The organism is Microbacterium sp. NPDC089188 (assembly GCF_040685155.1).
GTDB classification, from domain to species: Bacteria; Actinomycetota; Actinomycetes; order Actinomycetales; family Microbacteriaceae; genus Microbacterium; species Microbacterium galbum.
Genome location: NZ_JBFBHH010000002.1, coordinates 758,663 through 783,737, shown reverse-complemented (window position 1 = coordinate 783,737; position 25,075 = coordinate 758,663). Strand labels below are relative to the sequence as shown.

24 protein-coding genes and 1 tRNA gene are annotated in these 25,075 nt (G+C 70.7%); 8 read left to right on the top strand and 17 right to left on the bottom strand.

The annotated features are described in order from the left end of the window. Nucleotides 1–57: 57 nt before the first annotated feature. From gndA to AB0N80_RS09900, 4 genes are all read left to right on the top strand, one after another. Complete coding sequence (gene gndA / locus AB0N80_RS09915) at nt 58–1,653, top strand: NADP-dependent phosphogluconate dehydrogenase (RefSeq protein ID WP_363578629.1); 1,596 nt, start codon at nt 58–60, stop codon at nt 1,651–1,653. Then, entirely contained in the window at nt 1,608–2,129 is a 522-nt protein-coding gene (locus tag AB0N80_RS09910; RefSeq protein ID WP_363543254.1) for a VanZ family protein, read from the top strand. The genes gndA and AB0N80_RS09910 overlap by 46 nt, the downstream gene beginning before the upstream one ends. A 5-nt stretch (nt 2,130–2,134) precedes the next feature. Then, nucleotides 2,135–2,869 carry a response regulator transcription factor gene (locus AB0N80_RS09905; RefSeq protein ID WP_264631701.1) on the top strand — a complete coding sequence of 245 codons (735 nt, stop codon included), beginning with the start codon at nt 2,135–2,137 and terminating at the stop codon, nt 2,867–2,869. A gap of 104 nt (nt 2,870–2,973) precedes the next feature. Next, complete coding sequence (locus AB0N80_RS09900) at nt 2,974–4,419, top strand: ATP-binding protein (RefSeq protein ID WP_363578628.1); 1,446 nt, start codon at nt 2,974–2,976, stop codon at nt 4,417–4,419. 108 nt (nt 4,420–4,527) lie between these two features. Here the strand turns inward: AB0N80_RS09900 and AB0N80_RS09895 are convergent, their stop codons facing one another. The 8 genes from AB0N80_RS09895 to AB0N80_RS09860 form a co-directional block, all read right to left on the bottom strand. Next, entirely contained in the window at nt 4,528–5,496 is a 969-nt protein-coding gene (locus AB0N80_RS09895) for a S41 family peptidase (protein ID WP_363578627.1), read from the bottom strand. Then, nucleotides 5,493–5,969, bottom strand: a complete 477-nt coding sequence (locus AB0N80_RS09890; RefSeq protein WP_315994624.1) for an NUDIX domain-containing protein — start codon at nt 5,967–5,969, stop codon at nt 5,493–5,495. The genes AB0N80_RS09895 and AB0N80_RS09890 overlap by 4 nt, the downstream gene beginning before the upstream one ends. Nucleotides 5,970–5,989: 20 nt before the next feature. Beyond that, complete coding sequence (locus AB0N80_RS09885; protein WP_363578626.1) at nt 5,990–7,543, bottom strand: flavodoxin reductase; 1,554 nt, start codon at nt 7,541–7,543, stop codon at nt 5,990–5,992. Between the two features lie 31 nt (nt 7,544–7,574). Next, nucleotides 7,575–8,453 (bottom strand): FAD:protein FMN transferase, encoded by an 879-nt coding sequence (locus AB0N80_RS09880; protein WP_363578625.1) that lies wholly within the window; start codon nt 8,451–8,453, stop codon nt 7,575–7,577. A gap of 5 nt (nt 8,454–8,458) precedes the next feature. Then, on the bottom strand, nt 8,459–8,953 hold the full coding sequence (locus tag AB0N80_RS09875) for a hypothetical protein (protein WP_363578624.1): 495 nt from the start codon (nt 8,951–8,953) through the stop codon (nt 8,459–8,461). A 313-nt stretch (nt 8,954–9,266) separates the two neighbouring features. Continuing rightward, complete coding sequence (locus tag AB0N80_RS09870) at nt 9,267–10,301, bottom strand: ribose-phosphate diphosphokinase (RefSeq protein WP_315994628.1); 1,035 nt, start codon at nt 10,299–10,301, stop codon at nt 9,267–9,269. Next, nucleotides 10,291–11,739 (bottom strand): bifunctional UDP-N-acetylglucosamine diphosphorylase/glucosamine-1-phosphate N-acetyltransferase GlmU, encoded by a 1,449-nt coding sequence (glmU, locus tag AB0N80_RS09865; RefSeq protein ID WP_315994629.1) that lies wholly within the window; start codon nt 11,737–11,739, stop codon nt 10,291–10,293. The genes AB0N80_RS09870 and glmU overlap by 11 nt, the downstream gene beginning before the upstream one ends. 1 nt (nt 11,740) lies before the next feature. Continuing rightward, nucleotides 11,741–11,812 (bottom strand) — tRNA-Gln (locus AB0N80_RS09860). A gap of 94 nt (nt 11,813–11,906) precedes the next feature. Between AB0N80_RS09860 and AB0N80_RS09855 the strand changes: the two genes are divergently transcribed. Both AB0N80_RS09855 and AB0N80_RS09850 read left to right on the top strand, forming a co-directional pair. Further along, on the top strand, nt 11,907–12,404 hold the full coding sequence (locus tag AB0N80_RS09855; RefSeq protein WP_076676560.1) for a MarR family transcriptional regulator: 498 nt from the start codon (nt 11,907–11,909) through the stop codon (nt 12,402–12,404). Continuing rightward, complete coding sequence (locus tag AB0N80_RS09850; RefSeq protein WP_363389499.1) at nt 12,401–12,913, top strand: hypothetical protein; 513 nt, start codon at nt 12,401–12,403, stop codon at nt 12,911–12,913. Before AB0N80_RS09855 ends, AB0N80_RS09850 begins: the two co-directional genes overlap by 4 nt. Nucleotides 12,914–13,001: 88 nt before the next feature. On the opposite strand, the gene AB0N80_RS09845 is transcribed toward AB0N80_RS09850, so the two are convergent. The 7 genes from AB0N80_RS09845 to AB0N80_RS09815 form a co-directional block, all read right to left on the bottom strand. Further along, nucleotides 13,002–14,795, bottom strand: coding sequence for an ABC-F family ATP-binding cassette domain-containing protein (locus tag AB0N80_RS09845; RefSeq protein ID WP_363578623.1), 1,794 nt, complete (start codon nt 14,793–14,795; stop codon nt 13,002–13,004). Between the two features lie 239 nt (nt 14,796–15,034). Beyond that, on the bottom strand, nt 15,035–15,952 hold the full coding sequence (locus AB0N80_RS09840; RefSeq protein WP_363389505.1) for an ABC transporter substrate-binding protein: 918 nt from the start codon (nt 15,950–15,952) through the stop codon (nt 15,035–15,037). 38 nt (nt 15,953–15,990) lie between these two features. Further along, nucleotides 15,991–16,752: an ABC transporter permease gene (locus AB0N80_RS09835; RefSeq protein WP_363389508.1), complete on the bottom strand. Its 762-nt coding sequence runs from the start codon at nt 16,750–16,752 to the stop codon at nt 15,991–15,993. After that, entirely contained in the window at nt 16,749–17,429 is a 681-nt protein-coding gene (locus AB0N80_RS09830; protein WP_315994634.1) for an ABC transporter permease subunit, read from the bottom strand. The genes AB0N80_RS09835 and AB0N80_RS09830 overlap by 4 nt, the downstream gene beginning before the upstream one ends. Continuing rightward, nucleotides 17,426–18,250 (bottom strand): ATP-binding cassette domain-containing protein, encoded by an 825-nt coding sequence (locus AB0N80_RS09825; RefSeq protein ID WP_315994635.1) that lies wholly within the window; start codon nt 18,248–18,250, stop codon nt 17,426–17,428. Before AB0N80_RS09825 ends, AB0N80_RS09830 begins: the two co-directional genes overlap by 4 nt. Nucleotides 18,251–18,263: 13 nt before the next feature. Continuing rightward, nucleotides 18,264–18,566, bottom strand: coding sequence for a DUF427 domain-containing protein (locus AB0N80_RS09820; RefSeq protein WP_315994636.1), 303 nt, complete (start codon nt 18,564–18,566; stop codon nt 18,264–18,266). Nucleotides 18,567–18,826: 260 nt separating this feature from the next. Next, the gene (locus AB0N80_RS09815; protein WP_363389513.1) at nt 18,827–19,759 is read right to left on the bottom strand and encodes a 4-(cytidine 5'-diphospho)-2-C-methyl-D-erythritol kinase; all 933 of its coding nucleotides are present in this window, start codon (nt 19,757–19,759) and stop codon (nt 18,827–18,829) included. Nucleotides 19,760–19,999: 240 nt separating this feature from the next. Here AB0N80_RS09815 and AB0N80_RS09810 point away from each other — a divergent pair, with 240 nt between their 5' ends. Next, complete coding sequence (locus tag AB0N80_RS09810) at nt 20,000–21,580, top strand: stealth conserved region 3 domain-containing protein (RefSeq protein ID WP_315994638.1); 1,581 nt, start codon at nt 20,000–20,002, stop codon at nt 21,578–21,580. Here the strand turns inward: AB0N80_RS09810 and AB0N80_RS09805 are convergent. Both AB0N80_RS09805 and rsmA read right to left on the bottom strand, forming a co-directional pair. Then, nucleotides 21,531–22,466 (bottom strand): phosphodiesterase, encoded by a 936-nt coding sequence (locus AB0N80_RS09805; protein ID WP_315994639.1) that lies wholly within the window; start codon nt 22,464–22,466, stop codon nt 21,531–21,533. The genes AB0N80_RS09810 and AB0N80_RS09805 overlap by 50 nt on opposite strands. 229 nt (nt 22,467–22,695) lie before the next feature. Beyond that, nucleotides 22,696–23,538, bottom strand: a complete 843-nt coding sequence (gene rsmA / locus AB0N80_RS09800; protein ID WP_363578622.1) for a 16S rRNA (adenine(1518)-N(6)/adenine(1519)-N(6))-dimethyltransferase RsmA — start codon at nt 23,536–23,538, stop codon at nt 22,696–22,698. Between the two features lie 66 nt (nt 23,539–23,604). On the opposite strand from rsmA, the gene AB0N80_RS09795 reads away from it, so the two are divergent. Further along, nucleotides 23,605–25,065, top strand: coding sequence for a sugar porter family MFS transporter (locus AB0N80_RS09795; protein ID WP_315994641.1), 1,461 nt, complete (start codon nt 23,605–23,607; stop codon nt 25,063–25,065). Nucleotides 25,066–25,075 lie beyond the last annotated feature (10 nt).

Genomic DNA, 25,075 nt, shown 5'->3' with positions numbered 1-25,075 from the left:
TCGGCAACCCCATGTGCGCCCGAAACCCCTTCTCGCAGCCGATTTACGGAGCAACGAATGACGTCGACCCCCTCCCCGACCGGACCCTCGACCGACCAGGATCAGGCCCCTCACGAGGCCGCACAGGTGCACGAGGGTGCGCCCGGTATCGAAGAGGTGGACCGCCCCACCGCCGAGGCCGACTCGCGCCCCGAGGGCGACGGCGACGGCCGCGCCAACATCGGCGTCGTGGGTCTGGCCGTGATGGGCTCGAACCTCGCCCGCAACCTCGCCAGCCGCGAGGGCAACACGGTCGCGATCTTCAACCGGAGCAAGGACAAGACCGAGCACGTTCTCGAGCAGCACCCCGAGGCGAATTTCGTCGCCTCGTTCTCGTACGAAGACTTCGCCGCGTCGCTGTCGAAGCCCCGCACCGCGATCATCATGGTCAAGGCCGGCCGCCCCACCGACTTCGTCATCGACGAGCTGGTGAAGGTGTTCGAGCCCGGCGACATCATCGTCGACGGCGGCAATGCCCTGTTCACCGACACCATCCGCCGCGAGAAGGCCGTGCGCGAGACCGGCATCAACTTCGTCGGCATGGGCGTCTCGGGCGGCGAAGAGGGCGCGCTGCGCGGCCCCTCGATCATGCCGGGGGGCTCCGACGAGGCCTGGGCCACGCTCGGCCCCATCCTGAAGTCCATCGCCGCGGTCGCCGAGGGCGAGCCGTGCGTCACGCACGTCGGCCACGACGGCGCGGGCCACTTCGTCAAGATGGTGCACAACGGCATCGAGTACGCCGACATGCAGCTCATCGCCGAGGCCTACGACCTCATCCGCCGCGCCACGGGCAAGTCGCCGGCCGAGATCGCCGACGTCTTCGCCGAGTGGAACCGCGGCGAGCTGGAGTCCTACCTCATCGAGATCACCGCCGAGGTGCTGCGCCAGACCGACGCCGACACCGGCAAGCCGCTCGTCGACGTCATCCTCGACCAGGCCGGGGCCAAGGGCACCGGCGCGTGGACCGTTCAGACGGCTCTCGACCTGGGCGTGCCGGTCTCGGGCATCGCCGAGGCGACCTTCGCCCGCTCGCTGTCGAGCCACCCCGAGCAGCGCGAGGTCTCGCGCGAGCTCCCCGGCCCCTCGGGCACCGACGTGCTGTCGGGCGAGGATGCCGACGCGTTCATCGAGCAGGTTCGCCTCGCGTTGTACGCCTCGAAGATCGTGGCCTACTCGCAGGGCTTCGACGAGATCCGCGCCGGCGCCGCGCAGTACGACTGGAACATCGACCTGGGCGCGGTGTCGAAGATCTGGCGCGGCGGCTGCATCATCCGCGCGCAGTTCCTCAACCGCATCGCCGAGGCGTACGACGCCGAGGCCACCCTCCCCGTACTGCTGACCGCCCCGTACTTCGTCGAGGCGCTCGGTCGCGCCCAGGACGCCTGGCGCCACATCGTCTCGCTGTCGGCGGCGAGCGGCATCCCGGCCCCCGCCTTCAGCTCGTCGCTGGCGTACTACGACGGCCTGCGCGCCGAGCGTCTGCCCGCAGCGCTCATCCAGGGTCAGCGCGACTTCTTCGGGGCGCACACCTACCGCCGCATCGACAAGGAGGGCACCTTCCACACCCTCTGGTCGGGCGACCGCACCGAGATCGAGGCGGAAGACACCCACTGACCATCGGTCGGGCGAGGCGGCGACGGGCACTGCTCGTCGCCGCCTCGTGCGTCTACGCCGCAGCGGTGTGGTGGATGACGCTGCGCCCCTCGATCTACGACGACCGGGTGGGCGGCATCCTGCACCGGGTGTTCCGCGCGCTGGCGTCGTGGCCCGGCACGGCGTGGATCACCTTCGACCTGGTGGAGTTCAGCGCGAACGTGCTGCTGTTCGTCCCCCTGGGCGTGCTCGTCGTCGCGTGGCGTCGACGGTGGTGGCAGGGGATCCTCCTCGGCCTGGTGCTGAGCGCCGCGATCGAGATCACTCAGCTGGCGTTCCTGCCGACCCGGGTCGCCGACCCGCGAGACGTCATCGCGAACACGCTCGGGGCGGCCGTCGGCGTGGGGGTCGCGATCGTCCTCAGCCGCCGGATCGTTCGCTCTCAGGAATCCCATAAGCCGCGCCATAGAAAGCTCATAGATAGGGGCGCACAATGAGTTCCATGACCGCGACCGCCGCCGCCCCCGCCTTCACCCGCCCCGACGGGAGCGCGCTGCGCGTGCTCGTCGTCGACGATGAGCAGATGCTCACCGACCTCCTCTCGATGGCTCTGCGCATGGAGGGCTGGGAGGTCAAGACCGCCGGCTCCGGATTCGATGCGCTGTCCGCCGCCCGTGACTTCGAACCGGATGCCATGGTGCTCGACATCATGATGCCCGACCTCGACGGCATGGCCGTGCTGCAGCGCCTGCGCCACTCGGGCAACGACGTGCCCGTGCTGTTCCTCACCGCAAAGGACGCCGTCGCCGACCGCGTCGCCGGTCTCACCGCCGGCGGAGACGACTACGTCACCAAGCCCTTCAGCCTCGAGGAGGTGGTGGCGCGCCTGCGCGGCCTGATGCGGCGGGCCGGGACCGCGCTGACGCGCGACTCCGAGCCCATCCTGCGGGTCGGCGACCTGTCGCTCAACGAGGACAGCCACGAGGTCGTGCGCGGCGACAAGGAGATCGAGCTCACCGCCACCGAGTTCGAGCTGCTGCGCTTCCTGATGCGCAACCAGCGCCGCGTGGTCTCGAAGGCGCAGATCCTCGACCGCGTCTGGAACTACGACTTCGGTGGTCGCTCGAGCGTCGTCGAGCTGTACATCTCGTACCTGCGCAAGAAGATCGACGCCGGCAACGAGCCGCTCATCCACACCGTCCGCGGCGTCGGCTACATGATCAAAGCCCCCCAGTGACCCCGCCTCCGCGGCCGGCTCCCCCGGTCCCCCCACGCGCATCCGCGACCGAGACCCGGTTCCAGCGGCTGCGGCGGCGACCCTGGACGCTTCAGGCGCGCCTCATGACGGCGGTCATCGGCATGGTCGCTTTCATCCTCGTGATGATCGGCATCTCCACCAGCGCGATCCTCAGCGGCGTTCTCTACGTCAACCTGGGGGCGCAGGTCGACGAGGCCGCGGCCTCGATCCAGCCGCGCGCGGCGTTCCAGAGCTCGGCGGAGGAAGTGCTGGCATCCGGGTTCTTCGATCCGGGCACGCTGCTCGTCATGAACTCCCGCGGTACGGGCATCACCGGCGCCGTGGTGGGCGACGAGGGCGCCCGCGCCCTGTCGACGGACGACCTCAGTCGCATCGCCGACAGCCTGCAAGCGGCGGCGGACTCGAACGCTCAGACCGTCGAACTCCCCAATCTCGGCGAGTATCTGGTCCGCACGTTCCAGTCCCCGGGCAGCGACAGCCTCTTCCTCGTCGGTCTGCCCCTCTCGAGCGTCACGAGCACGATCGGAGCGATCCTCACCACCGTCGCCCTCGTCACCACCGGCGGTCTGCTGCTGCTGGGCGCGATCATCGCGATCGTGATCCGCCTCGGTCTGCGTCCGCTCCGTTCGGTCGCCGAGACCGCCACCCGGGTGGCCTCGCTGCGCATGGACCAGGGCGATGTGTCGATCACCGAGCGCGTCCCCGCCGACCAGGTCGACGACCATACCGAGATCGGACAGGTCGGCCTGGCGTTGAACACCCTGCTCGACCGCGTCGACGCCTCGCTGTCGGCCCGCCAGCGCAACGAGGAACTCATGCGCCGGTTCGTCGCCGACGCCAGTCACGAGTTGCGCACCCCCTTGGCATCCATCCGAGGATTCTCGGAACTGTCGCTGCGCGCCATGCGGCAGGCCCAGGATGACGAGAGCCGCCAGCGCACCGCTCTCGCGGTCGAGACCACCGAACAGTCGCTCGAGCGCATCCAGGCGCAGTCGCTGCGCATGACCACCCTCGTCGAGGATCTGCTGCTGCTCGCGCGGCTCGACGAGGGGCAGGAGCTCGTCTACGGATCGGTCGATCTCACGCAGCTCGCGGTCGAGGCGGTCGGAGACGCCCGCCCGGCCGGCCCCGACCACTCGTGGAGCATCGAGGTCCCCGACCAGCCGGTCGAGCTGGCCGGCGACGCGTCACGGCTGCACCAGGTGATCGCGAATCTCCTCGCCAACGCGCGCACCCATACGCCCGCCGGCAGCACCGTGACCGTGTCGGTCGCGCACGAGGGCACCGAGGCCGTGCTGCGCGTCCACGACGACGGCCCCGGCATCGACCCCTCCGTCGCCTCGCAACTGTTCGAGCGCTTCGCCCGCGCCGATCGCTCGCGCGACCGCAAGACCGGCGGCACGGGACTCGGCCTCTCGATCGCGCGCGCGATCGTGGACGCCCACAACGGCACCATCACCGTGCGCAGCGCTCCCGGCGACACGACATTCGAGGTGCGTCTGCCCGCGAAACCGGCCGACCCGGCGTGAGCCGGACGGTCTGAGCCCACCCGGTGCGAGCCGGACGGTCTGGGCGACCGGGTGGGAGCGTTCGGCGCGGGTCGACACGGTCCGCGCTGCGTCGGCCGGCCCGGGCCGTCAGGTGCAGCGGGCGCGCAGCTCGGCGCGGGCCCGTTCGATGTCGCTCGGGACGCTGCCGGGCGGCGCGACGACATCGGGCTCGAGGGGGCCGTCGTAGACGGTGCCCGTGCGGTCGACGTCGTACGAGGTGGTCAACACCAGCCTTGCGCCGTCGCTGAGCTCGCGCACCTCGTTGCCGGTGGTCAACCCCGCCGTGCGCGCGCCGACGCGCACGGTGTCGGCCTGACCCGCGAAGGCGATCGCCACGATCTCGGCGGCGCTTGCGGTGGTCGTCGACGTTAGCAGAGCGACGGGGGCGTCGATCGTGAAGCCGCCCGGCGTCTCGGTGCCGGCGTCTCCGGGGGTCGACACGACGCCGCCGCCCTCGACGCGCGCCCACGCCAGCTCGCCCTCCCGCGAGCGCAGACCCACGACGTCGCCGTCGTCGAGCAGCGGGGCTGCCACGGCGAGCATCGGCCACGCGTTGCCGCCGCCGTTCGTGCGCAGGTCCACGATCCACCCGCACGTGGTGGCGTCCGCCGCCCGCTTCATCGCCGTGAGCCCGGCGGATCGGTACCGCTCCTCGGCCTCCGCGGACTGCCCGTTGAACGACGGCAGCGACACGGTCGAGATTCCCTCGAACGTCGACACCGACGGCACCGGGAACGTCGCGCCCGGCTGATCCACCGACCGCGCTGCAATAGCCTCCGCGGGGGTGAGGAAGAACGAATGGATGCCGCCCGCCGCCACCACCAGTTCGCCGAGACCGGCGTGCGCGTCGCTGATCGTCTCCCGCGCTTTCAGCTCGCCCTCCGCCGCGGTCACGGCATCCTGGAACTCGGCGGTGTCGGCATGGATGCCGTCGCGCATCTCGGCGACGGCGCGGTCGACGTAGGCGGCCACGTCGTCGTCGGCCGCCGTGCACCCCGGCAGGGACAGCGCGCCCAGGAGCGCGACGCCGATGACGACGCGGAGGCGGGACGTCACCGCCCGCCGCCCTCGAACCGCGTCGCACCCGGCGTGAGAGCAGCGCGCACCCGCGCCGCCATCTCGGCGTCGAGCACCTCGTCGACGCGCGAGACGTCGTACCACCCGAGGTCGGTCATCTCGCCGTCGACCGGCGTCGGCTCCCCCGACAGCCACCGGCACGCGAAGACCAGATCGAGGTAGTCGGCACGATCGCCGTTGGCGTAGGTCACGCGCGGGATCTGATGCACCCAGGCGAGGCGGTCGACGCCGATTCCGACACCCGCCTCTTCCAGCGCCTCGCGCGCCGCGGCGTCGGCGGGCTCCTCCCCCGGGTCGACGATGCCCGTGAGGGGAGTCAGCCGGCCGTTGTCGCTGCGGCGCCCCAGCAACACCTCGTCGCCGCGGCGGATGACGGCGGTCACCCCCACGAGGGGGAGCGGAACCGTACCGACGTGTCGACGCAGCTCGAGAACGAAGTCCGGTGTGGGCACCGGCTCACTGTAACCGGTGCTCAGTACCCCGCGAAGGCGTCGGTCGTGAGCGACTTCGCCTTCGCGAGCGCCGGCGCGAGGGCGGCGATCAGCCGCGGCGGACCGGAGACGTACGCCGCGCGCTGCGCGATGTCGGGCACCGCGCGCAGCAGCGCACCGGCATCCACGCGATCCGGCCCCGCCCACGTCCAGCCCGCCGGGAGGTCGCCCGGTTCATCGCGCGAGAACACCAGCACGGGGATGCCGCTGGCCGCGATGTCGTCACGGAAGGCCAGCTCCGCCGCCTCCGACACCACGTACACCAGCACCGCGTCGCGCTCCTGGCCGGTGGCGACGAGGTGACGCAGCTGCGCGACGAAGGGGGTGACCCCGATGCCGGCCGCGACCATGAGCACCGGGGCGGTCGGACGCGCCGGGAGGACGAAATCGCCCCACACGCCCGTGACCGCGAGGGTGGAGCCGTGCGCGACGGCGGCGAGGGCGCGCTTGTACGACGACTGCGACCCGTCCTTGAAAGCGATGCGCACCTCGGGCAGGTCTTCGGGTGCCGAAGCGATCGAGAACTCACGGCGCGTACCGCGGCGGTCGGGCCGACGGTGCGGCACGTCGAGTTCCAGGTACTGGCCCGGGGCGAACGAGAAGGGACGCGCCGCGCGGAAGGTGAGCTCGCGCACGGTGGGGGTCAGATCGCGCCGCTCCTCGACGCGCAACCGCACGGCCGCACGCAGGCAGAACAGGAACGCCACGAGGTTGCCCACGAGCAGCGCCCGCTCCTGGCCGAGGGTGATCCCCCCGACCGCGAGCGGCCACCCGGCCAGCACGCCCACGACGATGGCGACGAGGAGCTGCTGAGCGCGGCGCGGCGGCAGCGTGAGCGGCTCCGAGAGCATGAACGCCCCGAGGAAGAGGAACGGCGACGAGAAGGCCACCTGCACCAGCACGCTCGGCACGTCGACCGGGAACCCCGCGGAGGTGAACTGAACGGTCGTGCGGACGAACGCGACCGTCATGGCCACGACCCAGAACGTCGCGACGACGGGCAGCTTGTCGGTGCGCAGCAGCAACAGCACTCCCAGCACCAGAACCGGCGCCGCGAGCCACGGCGAACCCACCCACCACGCCGACGACCCCAGATCGGGCGCCCAGATGCTCACGATCGTCAGAACCGTCGCACCGGCCGCCGCGGGGTTGAAGATGTGGCGCCCCCGCCACGCCAGCACGTACTTCGACGCGGATGCCACGACCCCGGCCAGTACGAGACCCGCGATGCCCAGCGGTTCGACGCTCGGGCGCAGCACGAACAGCAGGATCGCGGCAGTTATGAGCGAGGACTCCAGGCGGCGCGGCATCCGGAGCACGCTCTGCGCGACGAGATCGGTCACCGCGCACGCCGCGACCAGGACGACGGCGCTGACGACGAGCTCGAGCGGCTCCGGCACGACCAGACCGGCGAACGACAGCACGAGCGAGAGAATCGCGAGCAGTCCGAGCGACGACAGGACCAGGCGGTACATCGAGACACGGCCGATGAGACCGCGCACGCGGGTGGAGCCGGCGGTGAGCGTGGTGCTCATGACAGGGGTCCCTTCCGAGGGGTGAAGAGGGTCAGGCGAAGATCTCACCGGAGAAACCGGGCGACCACTCGACCCGGCCGTCGGTGCGCATGCGCACCCACTGCGCATCCCAGGATGCCGCGAGCTCGGGCCCGCCGTCGAAGAACAGCGCCGTCGCCAGGGCGTCGGCGCGCATCGCGGTGTCGGCGAGCGCCCACGTCGCCGCATACGCGCGGACGGGAGCGCCGGTGCGCGCGTCGAGAACGTGATGGAGGCCGTCGCCCCACGCGCGGCGATTGATGGCCGAGGCGCAGAGGGCGGCATCCTCCACCGTGACGACGCCGATCACCCGCGTGGGGTCGTAGGGGTGCTCGAGGCCGACCCGCACGGGGGCCCCGCGAGCGGCGAGGTCGCCGGAGGCGTCGACGATCAGGTCGCCGCCGACGTGCGGGGAGAGGGCCTCGACGACGAGGTCGACGAGACGCCCCTTCCCGAGCGCCCCCACGTCGATCGTGGCGGGACGCGCGAGCCGCAGCCTCCCGTCGGACCACGACAGGTCCCGGCGCCAGTCGGGTGCCGCGACAGGCGCGCCCTGCGGCGCGAGGGAGAGGCGCGCGTCGTAGCCGAGCCGGGCGAGGGCGTCGCCGATCAGCGGATTGACGGCGCCCCCGGTCGCCCGATCGAGTTCGTCGTAGAGCGAGAGCATGGCATCCGCGTCACCGGGAAGGTCGACGGATGCCGCACGCCCGTCCGCGAGGGCCGACACCACCGAGTCGTCGCGGAAGCGCGACCACTCGCGGTCGAACCGCTCGACGACGGCGGTCACTGCATCGCGGGCGACCGGCGGCACGGGTGCGGCCGAGTCGATCGCCCACGACGTGCCGATCGCGTCGAAGGCCCACGTCGAGCCCGTCGCGGTCGGAGTGCTCATCTCGGTCAGGCCTTCGCCTCGGTCTTGATGGTCTCGACGGCCGTGTTGAAGCCGCCGCTGGTGAGGGAGGATCCGGCGACCTTGCTCACCGAGATCTCGTCGAGCTTCTTGCCGACGACCTCGTCCTGGATGCCGCCGATGAACTCGCTCTGGTACCGCTTGGACTCCGCGGCCTGCGGGTCGCCGGTCACCTCGACGGCCGTGACGGTGTCGCCCGCGATCGTGAGGGTGACGTCGATCGTCTCGACGCTCTCGGGGGTCGCGTACTGCCCCGTGGCCTCGTAGGTGCCGTCGGCGTAGGTGCCCGAGGTCGCGGAGCCGGTGGCGGAGCTCGCGCTCGCGCTGGGGGCGGACGAGGCAGCGGGGGCCGCAGTGGTCTCGGCGGGAGCGGCGGCGTCGGTCGCGCCGCCCGCGCACCCGGCCAGGGTGACGATGCCGGCGACGCCCAGGAGGGCGGTCCCGACGCGGACAGGACGGGGTACGGCTGTGGTGCGGATCATGAGGGTCCTCCTTCGGTCGTGCCTCGCGGCGCGTGCATGCTCACGGTAGGGACACGACCTTCACGGCTCCCCGGTTCATACCTTTGCACCGGCTATGAGCGGAGGCGACGCGGGAGGTCTCAGCGCCTGTCGAAGGGACCGGTGGCTTCGACAGGCTCAGCCACCTGACGAGCGTCGGGAAAACGGACGCAGCCACCTCACCCAGCGAGGACCGGTGGCTTCGACAGGCCCAGCCACCTGGCGACCGTGGGAAAACGGGCGCAGCCGCCTCCCGGCGGGGAGGCGGCTGCGTCGCGACAGGCGGAGAGGACGCTTACGCGTCGCCGCCGAACATGCTCGTGACCGAGCCGTCTTCGAACACCTCGTGGATGGCGCGGGCCAGCAGCGGTGCGATCGGCAGCACCGTCAGGCGATCGAAACGGCGCTCGGCGGACAGCGGAACGGTGTCGGTGACGACGACCTCGTCGATCGCGGCATCCTGAAGCCGTTCCGTGGCGGGATCGCTGAAGATCGCGTGGGTCGCGGCGACGATGACCTTGCGGGCTCCGGACGCCTTGAGCGCCTGCGCGGCCTTCTGGATTGTGCCGCCGGTGTCGATCATGTCGTCGACGAGCAGGCAGGTGCGGCCCTTCACGTCACCGACGATCTCGTGCACCGAGACCTGGTTGGCGACCTTCGGGTCGCGACGCTTGTGGATGATCGCGAGCGGGGCGCCGAGGCTGTCGGACCACGTGTCGGCCACGCGCACACGGCCCATGTCGGGAGAGACGACGGTGAGGGTCTCGCGGTCCTCCCCCGTGAGTCCCTGCTCGAAGTGCTCGAGCAGCACGGGTTTGGCGAAGAGGTGGTCGACGGGGCCGTCGAAGAAGCCCTGGATCTGCGCGGCGTGCAGGTCGACGCTCATGATCCGGTCGGCGCCCGCGGTCTTCAGCAGGTCGGCGACGAGACGAGCGCTGATCGGCTCGCGTCCGCGGCCCTTCTTGTCTTGCCGCGAGTACGGGAAGTACGGCGCGACGACGGTGATGCGCTTGGCGGAGGCGCGCTTGAGGGCGTCGAGCATGATGAGCAGCTCCATGAGCCACTCGTTGACCGGCGGTCCGAACGACTGCACGACGAAAACGTCGCATCCTCGGATCGACACCTCGAAGCGGGTGTAGATCTCACCCGAGGCGAAGGTGCGATGCTCGGTGGGGGCCAACTCGGTGCCGAGGTGCTCGGCGACCTGCTTCGCCAGTTCGGGATGCGACCGGCCGGAGGCGACGACGAGCCGCTTCTTGGTCTTGGCGACGAGCCCGGGGGCGATGCCGTTGTCGCGGTCGAGGTCTACACGATTCTTCTTACGAGCCATCGGCCGCTTCCTGTTCAGCCCGAGCCCGCGCAGCCACGTCGGCCGCCGCGGTGCCCGGTCGGTTCTTCTCGACCCACCCCTCGATGTTGCGCTGGGGGGACACGCTGAGCGCCAGAGCACCGGCCGGAACGTCCTTGCGGATCACCGCCCCGGCACCCGTCTTGGCACCGGCTCCAATCGTAACCGGCGCCACGAAGACGTTGTGCGATCCGCTGTGCACATCGTCGCCGATGACGGTGCGGTGCTTGGCGATGTCGTCGTAGTTGGCGGTGATCGCGCCGGCGCCGAGGTTGACCCCGCGGCCGATCTCGGTGTCGCCGATGTACGACAGGTGCGGGACCTTGCTGCCCTCTCCGATCGAGGAGTTCTTCACCTCGACGAAGGTGCCGACTTTGCCCTTGACGCCGACGCGGGCGTTCGCGCGGAGATAGGCGAAGGGACCGACGGTTGCGCCCGCCTCGACGACCGCGAGAGTCCCGTCGGTGCGCGTGACCGTGGCATCTTCACCGATCTCGCAGTCCACGAGGCTGGTGTCGGGGCCGATCGTGGCGCCCGAGGCGATGACGGTCGCTCCGCGCACGTGCGTGTTGGGCAGGATCGTCACGTCAGGAGCCAGCGTCGCCGTCACGTCGATCCACGTCGTCGCCGGGTCGACCACCGTGACGCCCTCGAGCTGCCAGCGGCGTACCGTCCGGGCGTTGAGGGTGCGTCCGGCTTCCGACAGCTGCACGCGGTCGTTCACGCCGAGGGCGGCCGCCGCATCGGAGGTGACGGATGCCGCGACGCCCAGCTGCGCGTCGCGGAGCAGTCCGATCACGTCGGTGAGGTACTTCTCGCCCTGCGCGTTGGCGGTGCCCACGAGCGCCAGCTGGGCGCGCAGCGGTGCCGCCTGGAAGACGTAGACCCCCACGTTGATCTCGGTGACCGCGGCCTCGTCGGTCGTGGCATCCTTCTGCTCGACGATGCGGCGCACACCGTCGGTCTCGTCGCGCAGGATGCGGCCGTAGCCGAAAGGCTCGTCGACGCGCGCGCTCAGGAGCGTCACGGCCGTTCCGCCGGTGCGGTGGGTCGCGAGCAGCTCGGTGAGGGTGCCGGTCTCGAGCAGCGGCACGTCGGCGCTGAGCACGAGCACGTCGCCCTCGAACCCGTCGAGCGCGTCGAGTGCGGCCTCGACGGCGCGCCCGGTGCCCGGGACCTCGTCCTGATCGACCACGACGACGCCGGGGGCGAGCTCCGACACCGCCTCGGCGACGAGCTCGCGCTCGTGCCGCACGACGACAACGATGCGGGCCGGGTCGAGGGATGCCGCGGTGTCGAGCACGTGTCCGACGAGCGGACGACCGCCCACCGGATGCAGCACCTTGGGAAGACGCGACCGCATGCGGGTGCCCTGACCCGCAGCGAGGACGACGACGGCCAACTCGGTCGGTGATGTCATGCTCCGCCGCCAGGATTCGAACCTGGACCTAACAGCTCCAAAGGCTGTCGTGCTGCCGTTACACCACGGCGGACCGTGCCCGCGGGCACCGGTCAAGTCTGCCAGACGTCGGCCCTCCGCACCCTCCCGACGCCACGACCACGGCGTCCTCTCGCCATAATGAGGGAGTGAGCCGGGACAGCGACGAAGTCGACCGCATCGTCGATGCGTGGATGCGGCAGCGCCCCGATCTCGACTTCTCCCCCCTCGAGGTGCTCTCGCGCGTGGCGCGGCTCTCGCGCCACCTCGACATCGCGCGCAAGGAGGCGTTCCGCCGCAGCGACATCGAGTCGTGGGAGTGGGACGTGCTCTCGGCCCTGCGGCGTGCGGGAGAGCCGTACCAGCTGAGCCCGAAGCAGCTGCTGCAGCAGACGCTGGTGTCGAGCGGCACGATGACCAACCGCATCGACCGCCTCGTTGCCCGCCGTTTCGTGCGGCGCGAGGCCGACCCCGGCGACGGTCGCAGCATCCTGGTGACCCTCACCGATGACGGACGCGTGCGAGTGGACGCCGCGATCACGCGCCTCGTCGACGCCGAGGCTCTGCTGCTGGAGGGTCTGGCGAAGAACGACCGCGAGCGCCTCGCGACACTGCTGCGCAAGCTGAGCCTGGGATTCGACGCATGAGCACCCCCGTCTCCTCCCCCTCTCGATGGGCGCGCGTGCGCGCGTGGTTCGACGTGCGCTTCCGCTCCCCCGCGGCCATCTACGGCCTGATCGTCTTCGCGGCCTTCGTCACGATCGCCGACGACCACGCCGAAACGGTGTGGGAGGTGCTGCTGAGCGCGTCGACCTCGCTCGTGGTCTTCTTCATCGCCCACGTCTTCGCCCACACGCTCACCGAGCACGCCGACCACGGCCTGCGCCACGCCACGCGCGAGGGGATGCGCCACGGCGCCGGCATGCTCTACGCCTCTGTGCCCTCGGTGCTGGTGCTGATGTACGCCGGTGTCACCGGGATGCCGATCGACGACGCGTCCGAGCTGTCGATGTGGTCGACGTTCGTGGTGCTCTTCCTGCTCGGCTACAGCGCCTATCGCCGCCGCGGCGCCCGCCTCTTCGGGCGGCTCGTCGGCGGGTTCGCGACCGCGTGTCTCGGGGTCTTCATCGCGATCCTCGAGTACGCGATCCACTGAGGCCCGCGGGTCGCACCCGATCGCGGGGGCGAGGACCCGGAGGCCGCAGCTGCGGCATCCGGAACGGCGCGAGCAGCGGCGCTCGGGCTCAGCCGATCGCCTCCGTGAGCTCGAACCAGCGTCCCTCGAGCTCGTCGCGCTCGTCCTCCAAGGCGCTGATGCGCTCCATCTCCTTGCCCAGACCGACGTAGTCCGACTGATCGTGGTCGGCCAGGGCGGCTTTCGCCCTGTCGATCTGCTGCTGCAGCTTCTCGATCTTGCGCTCGGCGGCCGAGGCCTCTTTCTGCGCGGCGCGCAGGTCGGCGCCCTGCAGCCCCGCCGGAGCCACTGACCCACCGGATGCCGCGGGGCGCGAGGGCTCGGCATCCTGGAGCGCCCGCAGGCGCAGGTATTCGTCCACTCCCCCGGGGAGGTGGCGCAGCTTGGCATCCAGGATCGCGTACTGCTGGTCGGTGACGCGCTCGAGGAAGTACCGGTCGTGGGAGACGACGATGAGGGTGCCCGACCACGAGTCGAGCAGGTCCTCCATGGCCGCGAGCATGTCGGTGTCGAGGTCGTTGGTGGGCTCGTCGAGGATCAGCACGTTGGGCTGGTCGAGGATGACCAGCAGCAGCTGCAGGCGCCGCTTCTGCCCACCCGAGAGGTCTTTCACCGGGGTGGACAGCTGGGCGCTCGAGAACCCGAGGCGCTCCAGCAGCTGCCCGGGGGTCAGCTCCTGCGCCTTCGACCCGGTGCCGAAGGCGTAGGTGGTGCGGAGGTTCGAGATGACCACGCGCACCGGGTCGTCCAGGTGCTGGTCGAGTTCGTCCAGGCGCTGGGTCAACGTGGCGACTTTGACGGTCTTCCCGCGCTTCACGCGTCCGCTGGTGGGGTCGACGGATCCGGTCACCAGGTTCAGCAGCGTCGACTTGCCCGCGCCGTTGACGCCCAGGATGCCGGTGCGCTCCCCCGGCGCGATCCGCCACTCGACGTCCTTCAGCACCGTCTTGTCGCCGAACGCGACGCCCGCGTCGAGCAGGTCGACGACGTCCTTGCCGAGCCGCGCGACCGCGAGCGACTGGAGCGCCACCTTGTCGCGGATCTCGGGGACGTCGGCGATGAGCTCGTTCGCGGCGTCGATGCGGAACTTCGGCTTCGACGTGCGCGCCGGCGCCCCGCGGCGCAGCCACGCGAGCTCCTTGCGCGCGAGGTTCTGACGGCGCTGCTCGATGGATGCCGCCTGGCGGTCGCGCTCGACGCGCTGCAGGATGTACGCCGCGTACCCGCCCTCGAAGGGCTCGACGAGGCGGTCGTGCACCTCCCACGTGGTGTTGCAGATCTCATCGAGGAACCACCGGTCGTGCGTGACGACGAGCAGGCCGCCGGCGCTCGGCGCCCAGCGCTTCTTGAGGTGTCCGGCGAGCCAGGTGATGGCCTCGACGTCGAGGTGGTTGGTGGGCTCGTCGAGGAACAGCACGTCCCAGTCGCCCGAGAGCAGCTTCGCCAGAGCGACGCGACGCCGCTGACCACCGGAGAGCTCGCCGAGTCTGGCATCCCAGGGCAGGTCTCCGAGCAGCCCGGCGATGACGTCTCGCGTGCGGGCGTCGCCGGCCCACTCGTGCTCGGGGCGGTCGCCGACCACCGCGTGGCCGATCGTGTCGTCGTCGTCGAGGGTGTCCTGCTGGTCCAGCACCCCGACCGTCACTCCCCCGCGCACCGTCACGCGCCCGCCGTCGGGTTCGCGGATGCCGGCGAGCATGCCCAGCAGGCTGGACTTGCCGTCGCCGTTGCGGCCGACGATGCCGATGCGGTCGCCCTCGTTCACTCCCAGCGAGACGGAGTCGAACACGACCTTGGTCGGGTATTCCAGGTGCAGGGCTTCGCCCCCGAGCAGATGTGCCATATCCGTCCCAGGCTACGCGGTGCGGTGACCCGCCCGAGCGCCGCGGTCGCGGCATCCTCCCTCCCGCTCACGCGGTAGCGCCGACGCAGGAGCGATTTCGACGCCGTGAGCCGGCAGCTCGCTGACGACTCGGGCGCAGGATGTCGCCGGACTGCTGTCTCGCGGATAGCGCCGACCCGGCCGCGGAAACACGGCGGGGCCGCCCGGCGAACCGGACGGCCCCGCACTGCGGAACGGGCTCAGAAGCCGTTGGCGGCGAGCCACTCCTTGGCGATGTCGGGCGTCGACTCCTGGTCGACGGTCGACTTCACGTTGAGCTCGACGAGGCCCTCGGGGGTGAGCGCCGCGCTGACCTTGTTCAGCACGTCGGACACCTCGGAGGCGACGTTCGAGTTGACGACCGGCACGACGTTCGACGCGAGGAACAGGCCCTTCGGGTCGGTCAGCGTGACGAGGTCGTCGGTCTGGATGCGGGGGTCGGCCGTGTAGACGTTCGCGACCTGGATGGTGCCGGCGACGAGGTCGTCGACCGTGGTCTCACCGGTCGGCGAGAACTGCACGTTCACGCCGTAGGTCGACTGCAGGCCGGTCGGGCCGTAGGGACGCTCGGCGAGCTCGGCGTTTCCACCGAGCGTGACGCCCGAGGTGACCTTGGCCAGATCGGCGATGCTCGTGAGGCCGTTCGCCTGCGCGAAGGCCGCGGTCACGGTGTACGAGTCCTGGTCGGTCGCGTCGGACTGGTCGAGCACCTCGAGGCCCTCGGGAAGCGCCGCCGGCAGCGCCGCGTACACGTCGTCCGCGGTGCGGGCCGTGGTCTCGGCGTCGAAGAACTGCAGGAGGTTGCCGGTGTACTCGGGGAACACCGAGACGGTGCCGTCCTCGAGCAGCGGGATGTAGGCGTCGCGCTGGCCGATCTGGAACTGCCGCGTGACCGTCTTGCCGGCGCCCTCGAGGGCCTGGGCGTAGATCTCGGCGATGATCTCGTTCGAGTAGTAGGCCTGCGAGCCGACGACGATGGTGTCGGACGACGCCGACGCGTCGCCGCCGCCGTTGCTCAGCGGGTCGCTCGAGCCGCCACTGCAGCCGGCGAGGGCGATCGAGGCGACAGCGAGGCCGGCGAAGACGCCGAGGCCCTTCCGGGTTCGTGCTGTGAACATGGGTGCTCTCTTTTCTGGTGATGCGGGATTCGGGTGGGTCAGGGGGTCGCGGGCGGCGCGGCGGGGGCGCCGACGGCGATGGCCTCGGCACGGCGCTGACGCGCGGAGCGTCGCTGCGGTTGCGCGGAGCCGGCGGCGCGGATGCCGCGCGGCACGACGAGATGCTGGAGCAGGGCGAACAGGCCGTCGATGACGAGGGCGAGAACGGCCACGAGGATCGCGCCGCCGATGAGGATGTCGAAGCGACGCAGCGGGATGGCGGCGATGATGTACTGCCCGAGACCGCCGAGACCGATGTAGGCGGCGATCGTCACGGTCGCGAGCACCTGCAGTGTCGCGGCGCGGATGCCGCCGACCAGCAGCGGGAGTCCGAGCGGCACCTCGATGCGCCAGAGGATCTGCGATTCGGTCATGCCCATCGATCGGCCGGCGTCGATGACGCGCCGGTCGATCGCCTCGAAGCCGGTGTACGCCCCGGCCAGGAGGGAGGGGATCGCGAGGACGACGAACGAGATGACCGCCGCCTCGGGCTTGTGCAGCACGCCGAGCAGGAGGGTCAGGAGGATGAGCAGTCCGAACGACGGGATCGCACGCGCGGCCCCGGAGATCGCGACGGCGATCTCTCGTCCCTTGCCCGTGTGGCCGATGTACCACCCGAGCGGAATCGCGATGACGCCCGCGATGACCACCGCGATGAGGGTGTAGAGCAGCTGTACGCCGATCGCGAGCGGGATGGCATCGAACCCGCGGCCGGGATCGCCGGAGAAGATCCACCCGATGGCATCCCCGAGAAGGTTCATGCGGCCACCGCCGTCCGTGCGCGTCGCGCCGAGGGCACCGCGGCACGACGGGTCCAGGGCATCAGCAGGCGCCCCGCGATCACCAGCACGAGGTCGATGACCAGCGCGAGCACGACGACGGCGACGACCCCGGCGAAGACCTCCGGGATGATCCGGCGCTGCAGTCCGTTGGTGAAGAGGTAGCCGATGTTCTGGATGCCGACCAGGATGCCGACCGTGGCCAGCGCGATCGTGCTCGCCGAGGCGACGCGAAGACCCGCCAGCACCACGGGTCCGGCGAGGGGGAACTCCACCGCGATGAAGCGGCGGAACGAGCCGTAGCCGATGGCGGTGGACGCCTGGCGGACACCCGCATCCACCGAATCGAGACCGTCGGCGACGGCGCGGACGAGGATGGCGACGGCGTAGATCGCGAGCGCGACGATGAGGTTGGTCTCACTGACGATGCTGTACCAGCCGGTGACCACGGGCACGAGGATGAGCAGCGCGAGCGAGGGGATCGTGTACAGCAGTCCCGTGATCGTGATGACGCCGCTGCGCACCAGACGGTAGCGCCAGGCGACCCAGCCGAGGGGGACGCTGATGACGAAGCCGACGACCAGGGCGATCAGACTCTGACGCAGGTGCACCAGCGTCAGCTGCCCGATGAGGTCGAGGTTGTTGCCGACCCAGTTCACGGGCGCGCATCCTCCACGAGGGCGCCCTGCGTGCGGCCCTCGGCATCCACCACGACCGTGCCGGTCGGCGTCTGCTTGAGGTGGAGTGCGCGCTTGCCCTTGACGGCACCGATGAAGCTCGCTACGAAGTCGCTCGCGGGGTTCTCCACGATCTCGCTCGGCGTGCCGACCTGGGCGATCTTGGCGCCCTTTTCGAGGATGACGACCTGGTCGCCGAGGAGGAAGGCCTCGTCGATGTCGTGAGTGACGAAGACGATCGTCTTGCCGATCTCGCTCTGCAGCCGCAGGAGCTCCTGCTGCAGCTCGTCGCGCACGATCGGGTCGACGGCGCCGAACGGCTCGTCCATCAGCAGGATGTTGGGGTCGGCGGCGAGGCCCCGGGCGACGCCCACGCGCTGCTGCTGGCCACCCGAGAGCTGGCTCGGGTAACGGTCGGCCATCGCCGTGTCGAGGCCGACGGTCTTCATCAGCTCGAGCGCGCGCGTGCGTGCGGTCTTGCGGTTCTGGCCCTGCAGCACGGGAACCGTGGCGATGTTGTCGGCGACGGTGAAGTGCGGAAGCAGACCGGAGTTCTGCATCACGTAGCCGATGCTGCGTCGCAGCTGCACGGCGGCCTTTCCGCCGATGTCGTCGCCGTCGATGGAGATCGTGCCCGACGAGGGCTCGACCATGCGGTTGATCATGCGCAGGAGGGTGGTCTTCCCGCAGCCCGAGGAGCCGACGAAGACGGTGGTCTTGCGCGAGGGGATGACGAGGTGGAAGTCGTCGACGGCGCGGGTGCCGTCAGGGAAGACCTTGGAGACGGCCGAGAACTCGATCATGCGAATCGCCGCCTCAGTCGGAGACCACGACCTTGCGGTCGAAGGCCACGTAGCCGGCGAAGTCCTTCCCGACGCGCTCGACGGCACCGTCGCGCAGGTCGGGGTACGACCATGCGCCGTCCTTCAGCTCGGCACCGTCGAGGGAGACGTTCCAGTACTGCGCGGCGCCCTTCCAGGGGCAGGTGTAGGCCGTGGGGCTCTTCTGCAGAGCCCCCTCGCGGATCGCCTGCGGCGGGAAGTACCAGTTGCCCTCGATCGAGGCCAGGTCGTCGCGGTCGGCTTCGGCGATCACGACGCCGTCGAGAACTGCCTTCATGGGTACCCCCTCCGTGGCGCCCCGCGGGCACAGCGCCGACGGGTGACGATCCACCTCGGTCGAGGCTAGCGAGGTACGGAACGCGTCAGCGGAAGATTGCTCCGTGTGTCGACCTGGGCTATGGTGCCCGGCTCCTGCGAGGCGACCCGGATCGGCCGGAGGGACCGGGGACATGGGGACCGGTGGCTTCGACAGGCTCAGCCGCCTCTGCCGCGACGCGGGTCCCCCGACACGGTCGAGGGACCGGGGGCGCGGCGGGGTCAGACGACGCGGGCTCCGGGCACCGGTCCGTGCACGTGGAGAGCCACGTGACCGGCAGCGCTCAGCGTCACCTGAAGATCGATCGCCGACGACTCGTCGGCGGCGAGGAAGGCGAGGGTCGGCCCCGACCCCGATACGAGACCCGCCAGAGCGCCCGAGCTCTCTCCGCGTTCGAGGACCCGGGCCAGGTCGGGCCGCAGGTGAAGCGCCGGAGCCTGCAGGTCGTTGCGCAGGGTCGCGGCGAGCATTCCGGCATCCCCCTGGCGCAGGGCGTGCAACACGTCGGGGTCGACGGCCGGGACCCGCCGGGCGGGTCCGATGTCGACCGCGTGGCGTTCGCGGTGGGCGTCGAGTTCGCCGTAGACCACCGGCGTCGACATGCCGACCTCGTTCGTGACCAGCACCCAGTCGAAGCGTCCGCGCGCCAGGGCCGGGCTCAACTCATCACCACGGCCCGTGCCCACGGCGGTGCCGCCGAGGAGGGCGAACGGCACGTCGGCCCCCAGCTGCGCCGCCAAGTGGGCGAGCTCGCTCGTCGGCATCCCGAGCCCCCAGAGGGCATCGCAGGCGACCAGGGCCGCCGCCGCATCCGCGGACCCGCCGCCCATACCGCCGGCCACGGGAACGGCCTTGCGGATCGCGAGGTGCGCGCCGCGGTCGACACCGGCCGTTCGCGCGAGCAGCCGGGCGGCGCGGATCGCGAGGTTGCGGTCGTCGGTGGGAACGCCCTCGATGTCGACCGGACCCTTCGCACTCACCGACATCGCGAAGTCGTCGGCCGGGGTGGCGATCATCTCCTCGTAGAGAGACACGGCCTGGAACGCCGTCGCGAGTTCGTGGTACCCGTCGTCCTGCACGTCGCCGACCTCGAGGAAGACGTTGATCTTCCCGGGCGCGCGCACGCGGACGGACGCGGGGGTGGTGAGGCTCACGACAGCCCCCGCTCACCCGTGCGCCGCGAGGCCCCGGCGTGTGCGAAACTGGAACGTCGGCCCGCTTCCCGCCGTCGCTCGCAGGGCGGTTCGGGACAGACCGGGCCGGAGCGAGCGATGAGAGTCACTCTTCGACAGTAGCGCTCCGCTCCCCGCCGTTCGGCGTCGCCGCCGAAACGTCTTCGTAACCCCGGAACCTTACGGTGTCCGGAACCCGTCACCTACCCCCGAGGAGGCAGTATGCGCCCGATGGTCCCCCTGTCGATCGACACCGACCCCTGGCGCGCGCTGCTCTCCCGCTCCGATATCCGGATGCACGACGGCATCCTGCACGTCGTCGACGACACCTCGACCCCCTCGATCGCCGAGCGCGACGACCTGCTCACCGCGGCATCCGCGATCGAAGCGGCCGGCGTGCGCGTGCTGCTCGTGCGCGACGCGAACCGTCGCCCGAAGCTCGTGGTCGACACCGCCGACGCCGAGGCGGCGCTGACGGCACTGCGCGACCCCGAGCTCGGGCCGATCTACCTCAAGGCCCGCGGCGAAGACCCGGTGCCCGCGCACAGCGTGCACCCCTCCGCCGGTTCGGTGCAGGCGTACGCCGTCTTCCGTCCGCGCACCTCGACCGAGGGCTCCTACCGCTACGGCGCCTCGCTTGCGCCGCGGCTCGAACTCTGGCGCTTCGGCGAGAAGACGATCGAGGCGCCCCGCCCCAGCGCCCTCACCCGCCGGCGATTCGCGGCGGCCGACCTCGACCTGGTCGAGATCGAGCGCTACGGGCGCCGGTGGATGACCGTGTCGGGCATGTTCGACCCGCACCCGAACGAGTTCACCGCCGAGGTCGACATGGTCTTCTCGTGGGTCGACGGCTCGTCGAGCGAGTTCCAGCGCCAGCGCGCGGCGCGGATGAAGGGCTACGTCGTGGGCGACGGCGACGACAACGCCGCCCGTTACCGCCAGGTCGACGAGCTTCGCTACGCGCTGCGCAGCGTGCACATGTACGCGCCGTGGGTGCGACGCATCTTCATCGCGACGGACTCCCCCACCCCCGAGTGGCTCGCCGATCACCCGAAGGTGACGATCGTGCGCAGCGAGGACTTCTTCGCCGACCCCTCCGTGCTGCCCACGCACAACTCGCACGCGGTCGAGGCGCAGTTGCATCGCATCCCGGGGCTGGCCGAGCACTTCCTGTACAGCAACGACGACATGTTCTTCGGTCGCCCGGTGACGCCGGAGCTGTTCTTCAGCGGCGGCGGCGTGAGCCGTTTCGTCGAGAGCGGTGTCCGCATCGGCAGCGGACCGGCGCACATCGAGCGCTCCGGTCACGACAACGGCCTGCGCGTGAACCGCGCGCTGCTGAAGGAGCGCTTCGGGCGCGTCATCACGCTCGACCTCGAGCACTGCGCCACCCCGCTGCGCCGCTCCGTCGCGTTCGAGCTCGAGCGCGAGTTCGCCGACGACTACGCCCGCACCGCGGCCAGCCGCTTCCGCTCCGCCACCGACATCTCGGTGACGAACAGCCTCTACCACTACTACGCCCTGGCGACCGGCCGCGCGATCGTCACGACCGAGCCGCGCACCCGCTACGTGCAGACGACGCAGCTGGACTCGCTGCGCACGATGGAGCGCCTCGTGTCGCGTCGCGACACCGACATGTTCTGCCTCAATGACGGCAGCGTGCCCGAGATCCCCGAGGAGGTGCGCGTGCCCGCGCTGCGCGCCTGCCTCGAGCGGTACTTCCCCGTGGCGGCGCCGTGGGAGAAGGAAGCGGTCAGCGAAGGATCGGCAACGGCGTCGTCGGCGGCGACACCGGTCCGCTGAACGCCCGCGACGCCGGCACCACGACGCCGGCGTCGCGCAGCCGTCGCTGCGATTCCTCGGCATCCACGTACTGCAGGGCCGCGCTGGCGGCGAGCGGCACGACCGAGTGGACCACCGTCTCGTCGTAGACGTGCACGAGGTTGAATCCCTGGGCGGAGTCCTGCGGACGGGTTCCGCCGACGGGCACCATGAGGTCCTGCGTGTAGCAGGTGGCCGAGGCCACCGACACGGGGATGCCGGCGAACGTCGCGAACGTCGAGTAGTGCAGGTGCCCCGCGAGGATCGCGCGCACGTCGGATCCGCGGAGCACCTCGGCGAGGCTGCGCTGATCGCGCAGCTCGACGGATGCCGCGAGGTCGAGGACGCTCGGCACGGGCGGGTGGTGCATGGCGAGGATCGTGCCCAGGGGCGCGGGGGTGGCGAGCACCTCGGCGAGCCAGCGCAGCTGGGCGGGGGTGACCTCGCCGTGGTGGGCGCCCGGGACCGACGTGTCGAGGGTCACGATGCGCAGGCCGTCGAACTCGTCGACGCGGTCGACCGGGGCCGTCGGCTCCGCCGTGTCGCCGGGGAGCAGTTGAGAGCGGAAAGCGGCCCGGTCGTCGTGGTTGCCCATGACCCAGACCACGCGCGTCGCGAGGCGCTGCGCGAGCGGCTCGACGAGGGCGCGGACCCGGTCGTAGGCGTCGCTCTCGCCGAAGTCGGCGAGGTCGCCGGTGAACACGAGCGCGTCGGGACGGATGCCGGAGGCCTCGATCGACGCGACCGCCCGGGCGAGATAAGCCTCGGAGTCGACGTCGTCGTACAGCGGCGCACCGCCGGCACGGAGGTGGGTGTCGCTCAGGTGCAGCAGCACCCGTTCGGCGCGGGGGTACTCGGCGTAGCGCATCTCGTTCCTCTCGGGCCGTCGGGTACGACCTCGTCACCGGCGTGATGCTCCCGGTTGGCTCGAAATGTTACCGGCATGTTTCAGGAACGCGTGGTGAACACGTCAAGAATTGCCTGACGGGCGTCTCCCCTCCCGGCGAGCCGCGCGCGTCGCCGAGAATCGTCGCGGGAGCGCAGCCCGAAGCGACGATTCTCGGCGAGTCGCGCGAGGGGCGCGGGCGGCCGGGGCGTCAGGACGAGGCGGCGATGCGGGCGTAGTCGTCGACCGTGAGCTGCTCGCCGCGCAGGGTCGGGCCGACCCCCGCCGCCTCGAGGCGCGCGGACGCGTCGGCCGCCGTGCCACCGAGCACCCCGGCCAGCGCCTGACGCAGCATCTTGCGACGCTGCTGGAAAGCGGCGTCCACGATCCGGAAGGTGCGCAGCCGGTGCTCCTCGGTGCCGCGGGGCTCGGCATCCCGCTCGAAGGCGACCAGCACGCTGTCGACGTTCGGCACGGGCCAGAACACCTGGCGCGACACGGTTCCGGCCAGGCGCCACGAACCGTACCAGGCCGCCTTCACGCTCGGTGCGCCGTACACCTTCGACCCCGGAGGGGCGGCGAGACGCTCGCCCACCTCGGCCTGCACCATGACGACGCCGCGCTGCAGGTAGGGGAAGGTCTCGAGGAAGTGCAGCAGCACCGGCACCGACACGTTGTACGGGAGGTTCGCGACGAGCACGCTCGGCTCGCCCGGCAACTCGTCGACGCGCAGCGCGTCGGCGTCGATGACCTGGAGGCGCCCCTCGGGCACGTCGTGCGCCGCCGCGGTCACGGGGAGGCGCTCGGCGAGCCGGTGATCGATCTCGACGGCGACGACCGAGGCTCCGGTCTCGAGGATCGCCAGCGTCAGGGATCCGAGGCCCGGACCGATCTCGACGACCCGGTCGGATGCCGTGACCCGGGCCGCCTGCACGATCTTGCGCACCGTATTGGCGTCGACGACGAAGTTCTGCCCGAGCTTCTTGGTGGGGGTCACGTCGAGGTCGGCGGCGAGCCGACGGATCTCGGCGGCACCGAGCAGCGAAACAGGCATTGTTCCACTGTAGTCAGGGCTCCGCCAGAACCCTTGCCGAGCGCGAGCCGGGAGTAGCGTAATCAGGTGAGTCAAACGCAGTCGATCCCCGCAAACGCCTTCACCCTGCGAAGCCCCTACGGGCGACGAGCCATCGGCCTGTCGGTCGCGGCGGCGGTCGGCGGCTTCCTCTTCGGATTCGACTCCTCCGTCATCAACGGTGCCGTCGACGCGGTCGAGGGCAACTTCGAACTGACCCAGGTGCTGACCGGATTCGTCGTCGCGGTCGCGCTGCTGGGCTGCGCGGTCGGCGCGGTGGTCGCCGGAGCCCTGTCGGACCGCTGGGGCCGACTGAAGGTCATGCTCCTCGGCGCCGTGCTGTTCTTCGTCTCGTCGATCGGTGCCGCCCTCACCTTCAGCGTCCCCGACCTGATCCTCTGGCGTGTCATGAGCGGCCTCGGCATCGGCATCGCGTCGGTGGTGGCCCCGGCCTACATCGCCGAGGTGGCTCCGCGTCAGATCCGCGGCTCGCTGGCGTCACTGCAGCAGCTCGCGATCACGCTCGGCATCTTCGGCGCCCTGCTCTCCGACGCGCTCCTGGCGAACTCCGCCGGCGGCGCGGCCAACCAGCTGTGGCTGGGTCTGGAGGCCTGGCGCTGGATGTTCCTCGTCGGCGTCATCCCTGCGGCGGTGTACGGCATCCTGTCGTTCACCGTTCCCGAATCCCCGCGCTACCTGCTCGCGAAGGGCAAGCGCGACGAGGCGAAGGCGATCTTCGCCCGCCTCGTGCCGCCCGCCGATCTCGACAAGACGATGAACGAGCTGTCGAACACGATCGAGGCCGACCGCAAGAACAAGAACGTCTCGCTGCGAGGTCCCGTGCTGGGCCTGCAGGGCATCGTCTGGACCGGCATCCTGCTGTCGGTGTTCCAGCAGTTCGTGGGCATCAACGTGATCTTCTACTACTCCACGACCCTCTGGAAGGCTGTCGGCTTCGACGAGAGCAACTCGCTGTTGATCTCCGTCATCACCTCGGTCACGAACGTGGTCGTGACCTTCGTCGCGATCTTCCTGGTCGACCGGGTGGGCCGAAAGCCGATCCTCATCACCGGCTCGCTGCTGATGACGCTGTCGCTGGGCGCGATGGCCCTCGCCTTCGCGTTCGCCACCGGCTCGGGCCAGGACGTGTCGCTCCCCGCCCCCTGGGGCAGCGTCGCGCTCGTCGCCGCGAACGTCTTCGTCGTCGGATTCGGCGCCTCGTGGGGACCGCTGGTGTGGGTGCTGCTCGGCGAGATCTTCCCGAGCCGCATCCGCGGCAAGGCGCTCGGCGTCGCTGCCGGCGCCCAGTGGATCGCCAACTTCGCCATCACGGTGTCGTTCCCGGCCATGTCGAGCTGGTCGCTGCCGCTCACCTACGGCATGTACGCCCTGTTCGCGGCCCTCTCCTTCGTCTACGTGCTGCTGCGCATCCCGGAGACGAAGGGCATGGAGCTCGAGCAGACCGAGACGCTGTTCGTCCGCAAGCCGAAGGACGCCGCCAAGGCCTGAGCCCGGATGC

Bases quoted from the DNA above. Each gene is read 5' to 3' on its own strand.
- AB0N80_RS09850 (WP_363389499.1), top strand. From the start codon at position 12,401: ATGAGCACCCCCGTCTCCTCCCCCTCTCGATGGGCGCGCGTGCGCGCG.
- AB0N80_RS09840 (WP_363389505.1), bottom strand. From the start codon at position 15,952: ATGTTCACAGCACGAACCCGGAAGGGCCTCGGCGTCTTCGCCGGCCTC.
- gndA (WP_363578629.1), top strand. From the start codon at position 58: ATGACGTCGACCCCCTCCCCGACCGGACCCTCGACCGACCAGGATCAG.
- AB0N80_RS09845 (WP_363578623.1), bottom strand. From the start codon at position 14,795: ATGGCACATCTGCTCGGGGGCGAAGCCCTGCACCTGGAATACCCGACC.
- AB0N80_RS09880 (WP_363578625.1), bottom strand. From the start codon at position 8,453: ATGAGCACTCCGACCGCGACGGGCTCGACGTGGGCCTTCGACGCGATC.
- AB0N80_RS09805 (WP_315994639.1), bottom strand. From the start codon at position 22,466: ATGCGCTACGCCGAGTACCCCCGCGCCGAACGGGTGCTGCTGCACCTG.
- AB0N80_RS09825 (WP_315994635.1), bottom strand. From the start codon at position 18,250: ATGATCGAGTTCTCGGCCGTCTCCAAGGTCTTCCCTGACGGCACCCGC.
- AB0N80_RS09905 (WP_264631701.1), top strand. From the start codon at position 2,135: ATGACCGCGACCGCCGCCGCCCCCGCCTTCACCCGCCCCGACGGGAGC.
- rsmA (WP_363578622.1), bottom strand. From the start codon at position 23,538: ATGCCTGTTTCGCTGCTCGGTGCCGCCGAGATCCGTCGGCTCGCCGCC.
- AB0N80_RS09870 (WP_315994628.1), bottom strand. From the start codon at position 10,301: ATGGCTCGTAAGAAGAATCGTGTAGACCTCGACCGCGACAACGGCATC.
- glmU (WP_315994629.1), bottom strand. From the start codon at position 11,739: ATGACATCACCGACCGAGTTGGCCGTCGTCGTCCTCGCTGCGGGTCAG.
- AB0N80_RS09900 (WP_363578628.1), top strand. From the start codon at position 2,974: ATGACGGCGGTCATCGGCATGGTCGCTTTCATCCTCGTGATGATCGGC.
- AB0N80_RS09810 (WP_315994638.1), top strand. From the start codon at position 20,000: ATGCGCCCGATGGTCCCCCTGTCGATCGACACCGACCCCTGGCGCGCG.
- AB0N80_RS09820 (WP_315994636.1), bottom strand. From the start codon at position 18,566: ATGAAGGCAGTTCTCGACGGCGTCGTGATCGCCGAAGCCGACCGCGAC.
- AB0N80_RS09875 (WP_363578624.1), bottom strand. From the start codon at position 8,953: ATGATCCGCACCACAGCCGTACCCCGTCCTGTCCGCGTCGGGACCGCC.
- AB0N80_RS09885 (WP_363578626.1), bottom strand. From the start codon at position 7,543: ATGAGCACCACGCTCACCGCCGGCTCCACCCGCGTGCGCGGTCTCATC.
- AB0N80_RS09835 (WP_363389508.1), bottom strand. From the start codon at position 16,752: ATGAACCTTCTCGGGGATGCCATCGGGTGGATCTTCTCCGGCGATCCC.